This window comes from Streptomyces sp. NPDC054847, from assembly GCF_053610925.1.
In genome coordinates, this window is record NZ_JBSGZJ010000419.1 from 1 (window position 1) to 6,247 (window position 6,247).

Below are 6,247 nucleotides of genomic sequence, written 5' to 3' on the forward strand. Positions count from 1 at the left end.
GTGCCGGGGGCGCCGTCGTGCCCGGACACGCCTCCCGACCGCTGAGGCGGGGAGGTGCCGAGCCCGGTGCGGGTGTATCCAGGAGGCATGGGGCATCGGGCGACGCGCGGGATTCACACCCGGCCATGGGAGACGGGCCACACGCTGCTGGCCGTGGTCCTCGCGCTGATCGTGACGGTCACGGTGGTGGACATCCTCGCGCCCCCCGAGGTCCACCTGGGCCCCTTCCTGGCAGCCGCCCCCGCCGTCACGGCCTCGTTCGCCGGCCCGCGGATCACCGCCGGCATCGGCGCGGTCGCCGTCCTGGCCCAGGCCGTGGTCGCGATCGTCCGCACCAGCCTCATCGACCTGAACCACAGTTTCCAGCTCATCGCCCTGATACTGATCTCGGTGTTCGTCACCTTCTTCGCCCACCTGCGGGAACGGCACGAGAAGGAGCTGGTCCAGCTGCGTTCCGTGGCAGAGGCCGCGCAGCAGGTCGTGCTGAGACCGCTGCCGCACCGGGTCGGCCCCCTGCGCATCGCCTCCGTCTACCTGGCCGCCGAGGCCGAGGCGCAGATCGGCGGCGACCTGTACGCGGCCGCGCGCACCGCGCACGGGACCCGGCTCCTCATCGGTGACGTCCGCGGCAAGGGCCTGGAGGCCGTCGGGGACGCCGCCCTCCTTCTCGGCGCCTTCCGGGGCGCCGCGCACCGGCAGGCCGACCTTCCCGCGCTGGTCACCTATCTGGAGGGAACCGTCTCCTCCGACCTCGACGACCCCGGTGCGACCGGGCCCGGCGGCACGCCCACCGAGGCGTTCATCACCGCGGCCGTGCTCGACGTCCCCGACGACGTGCCGTCCGTCGACCTGGTCAATTGCGGTCACCCGCCGCCCCTGCTGCTGCGCGACGGGAAGGTCGTCGCTCTGGAGGTGCGCCATCCGGTCCCGCCGCTCGGGCTCACCGAGTTCGTGGGGCCGGCCTTCACCGCCGAGACCTTCGCCTTCGAGCCCGGCGACACCCTCCTGCTGTACACGGACGGTGTCATCGAGGCCCGTGACCGGGCCGGCATCTTCTTCCCGCTCTTGGACCGTCTCGCCGACTGCGCGGGCCGGACCCCGCAGGCCCTCCTCGGCCGCCTCCGCCAGGACCTGCTCGACCACGCGGCCGGTGGGAACCTGGGCGACGACGCCGCGATGGTGGCCGTCTCGCGTGCCGCGCCGGCCCGAGAGATCTGACGAGGGGTGGGCGGCCGGTGGTTCGCGGCGGATCGCTCTCGCGGGACCCGAGAACGCTGGGCAGCGACCGGAGATCGTCGACAGGCCCGCCCCTTCGGACGTCGGGTGGACCGACGTGGCCGGAGGTCAGTCCGCGTATACGAAGAGCAGGAACAGAGCCGCGAACGGCACGACGGACGTGCCAAGGAGCGTCAGTGCCGCCGCGACCGCAGCCGTCAGCCGTTCCTGGCCCTTGCGTCGGCCCGAGCGGAACGCCACGCGGGCCAGGACGAGTGGCAGCGCCAGGAGGGCGAGGAAGATCGTCGGCGCCGCGATCCGGCTGAACGCGCCGGTGCCGGGCCCCGTGACCAGGTGCCAGGCAGTCGTGCCGAAGACGACCGCTGGTCCGGCCAGCATGCCGAGCGAGAGGACCGACGCCACGGCGACGATCAGCCCTTGGGTCAGCCGCTCGGCATGTGTGCGCTCCGGGCGGCGCACTTCCGTTGTCCCGCTCTGCCCCAAGCTTCCCTCCAGGTGCCGCAGTGCGGTGTCGCCGGTGCTCCGGTCGGGCCGCTCAGTCCGTGGCCGGCTGGACGGCGGCGCCAGGGCGCCCCCCACGGTCGCGGACACATGGTCTCATCCGTCGGCTTCCTCGCGTTCCGTAGTCGGCCTCGCATCCGTCGGGCAGCGCGCCCACCTCGCCCAGCGCCCTGCCGCCCCGCGCTTCGTGGGTCCTGGCCCCCGCCGCCGCAGGCCGACGGTGGCGGGTGCCGAGGAATCGATCCGCAAGGCGGCGGACTTCGTGCGGGACCACCTTGCGTCGCTCGCCCCGACCTCCCGGGGCCATGGCCGGCCAGGTTGTGGCGTCCGTCTGGCGCAGGCGAGCAGGTGCCGCCTGCGGCGGAGCCAGGAGGCCTCTCCCGACCCCGCCCGTGCACCCGGGGAACAACGACGTCCCGGCCGATTCCGCCGGCGTGGGAAGCTCGGGACCTGGGCGGACGCGAACCGCACGGTCCGCGTGGCAAGATGCGGGCGTTCGTCCTCGTCACGTCCGAGTACGGCAACGCGGAGGCACCGACCGATGTCCGAGAACCCCGCAGCCCCCGTGACCGTCCACGAGACGCCGCCCTCCCGCGTCCTGGTGGGTCCGGGCGCACGCCACCGCATTCCCGGAGAGATCGAACGGCTCGGTGCCCGGCGGGTGCTGCTGGTCGCGACCGGGTCGGCCCGGGCGGCGGCCGACGAACTCGCCGGGGCCCTCGGCCCCCGGTCGGCGGCACGCTTCGACGGAGCCGTCGTGCACACCCCGGTCGCCGTGACCGACAAGGCGATGGAGGTCGTGGGCAGGACGTCGGCGGACGTCGTGGTGGCGATCGGCGGCGGCTCGGCCGTCGGGCTCGCCAAAGCGCTGTCCGCGCGGACGGGGATGCCGCAGGTCGCCGTCCCGACCACGTACGCCGGCTCGGAGGTGACGCCCGTCCTCGGCGAGACGGAGAACGGAGTGAAGACGACGCGACGCGACCCGGCCATCACGCCCGGGACGGTCGTCTACGACCCGGAGCTGACGCTGACGATGCCCGCGGGCCTCACGCTGACCAGTTCCCTGAACGCCCTGGCCCACGCGGTCGAGGCGCTCTGGGCACCGGACGCGACCGCCCTGAGCGACGCCCTCGCGACAGAGGCGGCCAACGGCATCCTGACCGCGCTCCCGCACGTCCTCGCCGACCTGACGGCGCTCCGGGACCGCCAACGGCTCCAGGAATCCGCCTGGCTCGCCGGCCTGTGCCTGGCCCGGACCCGGACGGGCCTGCACCACCAGCTCGCGCACGTCCTCGGCGGGATGTTCGACCTGCCGCACGCGGAACTCCACGCGATGCTGCTGGCGCACGTCATGGCGTTCAATCTCCCGTCGGCGCCGAAGGCCGCCGCCCGCCTGGACCGGATCACCGGCGGGGATCCGGTCCAGGTCGTCGGCCGCCTCGCCGCCGGCCACGACGGCCCCACCACGCTCCGGGCCCTGGGAGTTCCGCGCGATGCCCTGCGCGCGGTGGCGGAGCGGGTCGCGGACCGGCCGTATCCGAATCCCCGGCCGCCGGAGACCGAGGCAGTGACCCGGCTCCTGCACAGCGCCTGGTAGCACAGTGTCCTCACCCCCTGCCGCCTCGCAGGGGGTGAGGACACAGCTTCATTCGGCAGCCGGGCTCAGACCGCCGGGGCCGGGTAGGTCGGGTACTCCACGCCGGAGACGTGCTGGACGACGCGGATGACCTGGCACGAGTAGCCGAACTCGTTGTCGTACCACAGGTAGAGGATCGCGTTGTCGCCGTCGACCTTGGTGGCGCCGGCGTCGACGATCGAGGCGTGACGCGAGCCCACGAAGTCCATGGAGACCGCGTCGGGAGCCGTGGTGAAGTCGATCTGACGCTTGAGCGGCGAGTGCAGCGAGACGTCGCGCAGGTAGTCGAGGACCTCGTCGCGGGTGGTCTCGCGGCCCAGGCGCAGGCTCAGGATGGCGATCGAGACGTCGGGCACGGGCACGCGGATCGAGCTGCCGGTGATCGGCGCCTTGAGGTCGGGCAGCGCCTTGGCGACGGCGGAGGCGGCGCCGGTCTCGGTGATGACCATGTTGAGCGGCGCGGAGCGGCCGCGGCGGTCGGCCTTGTGGTAGTTGTCCAGCAGGTTCTGGTCGTTGGTGAACGAGTGGACGGTCTCCACGTGGCCGCGCAGGACGCCGTACTCGTCCGCCATCGCCTTCAGCGGCGGGACGATCGCGTTGGTGGTGCAGGACGCGCAGGACAGGATCTGCTCGTCCGGCTTGATCGTGTCGTGGTTGACGCCGTGCACGATGTTGGGGACGTCGCCCTTGCCCGGAGCGGTCAGGACGACCTTGTCGATGCCGGGGCGCAGGTGCTTGGACAGGCCCTCGCGGTCGCGCCACTTGCCCGTGTTGTCGATCAGGATGGCGTTGTCGATGCCATGCGCCGTGTAGTCGACCTCGGACGGGTCGTTGGCGTAGATGACCTTGATCTCGTTGCCGTTCGCGACGATCGTGCTGTTCGCCTCGTCGACGGTGATCGTGCCCTGGAACTGGCCGTGGATCGAGTCGCGGCGCAGGAGCGAGGCGCGCTTCACGAGGTCCTGCTCACCGCCGCCGCGCACCACGATCGCGCGCAGCCGCAGGCCGTTGCCGGAGCCGGACTTCTCGATGAGGAGGCGCGCGACGAGGCGGCCGATGCGGCCGAACCCGTACAGGACGACGTCACGGCCCTCGCCGCGCTCGATCTTGTTCGCGCCGGTGGCGCCCGCCACGGCCTCGGCCGTGAAGCCCTCGACGGTCAGTCCGCGGTCGTCGGCCTTGTACGCCTCCGCGAGCAGGGCGAGGTCGATCTGGGAGGGGCCTAGGTCGAGCGTCGTAAGGGCCTGCAGGAACGGCATCGTGTCGGTGACGGAGAGTTCCTCACCGGCGATCTGCCGGGCGAACCGGTGGGTCTTGAGGATGCTGACCACCGACTTGTTCACCAGGGAGCGGCTGTGGAGCAGGACGGTCACGTCCCGCTCCCTGTGCAGCTTCCCGATGATCGGGATCATCGACTCCGCGATCTCCTCGCGGGTCTTCCAGTTGGTGAACGCGTCTTCGTTGACAGTCACAGGTTTATCTTTCGAGCTAGGTGGCGCTCATATGCTAAACCCCTCGTCTTTTCGATCTTGACGGGGGTCCACCCGGGCGCGATCACGCCGCTGCGGCGGCCTTCTCCGCGCGCCGCGCCAGCACGAGCGTCGCGGCGACGAGAGCGGAGGTGACGAGGCCCGTCACCAGGATCGGGGAGGGGGTGAAGACGGAGGCCAGGACCGCGAGCACGGCCGCCGGGTGGATCAGGTCCGTCCGGCTGCGGAGCTCGGCGGCCCGGTGGTGCAGCAGCCACACCATGGTGACGAAGACGGCGACCGGGACGGTGTACGCCAAGGCGGCACCACGGTCGGTGGGGTGGCTGTGGCCGGTGGCATGGGCGACGTTCACGGCGAGGCCGGCGCCGACGGCGGCCGCGGAGGCGAAGACCGCGTAGTGGCCGTAGCCCCAGAGCAGCGCGGTCCTGAGGGTGGTCAGCCGGCGCGGCGCGTTCTGCATGAAGTAGAGCCACCACAGGGCGAACACCGTCAGCACCCCGCCGACGACGATGGTCGCGATGTCGCCGAGGGCCGCGTCGGTGTCGAGGGCCGTGCGGACGGCGGTGGTGGACGCCGTGATGGTCTCGCCGAGGACGATGATGGTGAACAGTCCGTACCTCTCGGCGATGTGGTGGGGGTGCCAGGTGGTGGTGACCGCGCTCTCGGCCCATACGGGGACGGCGAGTTCGGCCGCGACCAGGACCAGGAAGGTGGGCAGCCCGCCGTCGTCGGGCAACGCCAGCCGGGCCACCCAGCCGACCTGCACGACCAGGACGCCCACCGCGTAGCGCAGGCAGCTGCGCCGCCGTTCGGGATCGGAGTGCGCGGCGCGCAGCCACTGGGTGACCATCGCGAGCCGCATGATGACGTAACCCCACGTGATGACGGTGAAGTCGTCGTGCTCGAGGGCCTCCGCGACTCCGGCGGCGAGGACGAGCGCGCCGGTGATCTGCACGAGGGTGAGGAGCCGGTAGGGGACGTCGTCCGTGTCGTAGGCGGAGGCGAACCAGGTGAAGTTCATCCAGGCCCACCAGATCGCGAAGAACACCAGCGCGTATCCGAGGACGCCGTGGCCGACATGTCCTTCGGCGAGTTCGTGCTCGAAGGCCGCGGAGGCCTGGGCGACTGCTACGACGAAACACAGGTCGAAGAACAGCTCCAGCGCGGTGGCGGTGCGATGCTGCTCGCTCGCGAGACGGGCGACCATCGGCCGGTGCCATGCACCGGCGGCGGAGTGTGACTGGCTCATGGGGGCACATTCTCAGCCGTGAGGGGAGCGGGGGAAGGTTGGGGCACGGTTCGCTGCCGTGGCCGGTGGTTCCGTGGGTGGTGATTCTTCTGCCGGTGGTTCTTCTGCCGTCCGGGGCCGGTGAGGGGGCCACCG

5 protein-coding genes are annotated in these 6,247 nt (G+C 71.8%); 2 read left to right on the forward strand and 3 right to left on the reverse strand.

Translation table 11 applies throughout. The annotated features are described in order from the left end of the window. Positions 1-87 precede the first annotated feature (87 nt). Positions 88-1,218 (forward strand): PP2C family protein-serine/threonine phosphatase, encoded by a 1,131-nt coding sequence (locus ACWGH4_RS28940; RefSeq protein WP_453466125.1) that lies wholly within the window; start codon positions 88-90, stop codon positions 1,216-1,218. A 126-nt stretch (positions 1,219-1,344) separates the two neighbouring features. Here the strand turns inward: ACWGH4_RS28940 and ACWGH4_RS28945 are convergent, their stop codons facing one another. Further along, positions 1,345-1,719, reverse strand: coding sequence for a hypothetical protein (locus ACWGH4_RS28945; protein WP_453466127.1), 375 nt, complete (start codon positions 1,717-1,719; stop codon positions 1,345-1,347). 559 nt (positions 1,720-2,278) lie between these two features. Here ACWGH4_RS28945 and ACWGH4_RS28950 point away from each other — a divergent pair. Then, positions 2,279-3,334: a maleylacetate reductase gene (locus tag ACWGH4_RS28950; RefSeq protein WP_453466129.1), complete on the forward strand. Its 1,056-nt coding sequence runs from the start codon at positions 2,279-2,281 to the stop codon at positions 3,332-3,334. Between the two features lie 65 nt (positions 3,335-3,399). Here ACWGH4_RS28950 and ACWGH4_RS28955 read toward each other — a convergent pair whose 3' ends face one another. After that, positions 3,400-4,845, reverse strand: coding sequence for a glyceraldehyde-3-phosphate dehydrogenase (locus ACWGH4_RS28955; RefSeq protein ID WP_441266902.1), 1,446 nt, complete (start codon positions 4,843-4,845; stop codon positions 3,400-3,402). Between the two features lie 82 nt (positions 4,846-4,927). Beyond that, positions 4,928-6,112: a low temperature requirement protein A gene (locus ACWGH4_RS28960; RefSeq protein WP_453466132.1), complete on the reverse strand. Its 1,185-nt coding sequence runs from the start codon at positions 6,110-6,112 to the stop codon at positions 4,928-4,930. Positions 6,113-6,247: the final 135 nt, after the last annotated feature.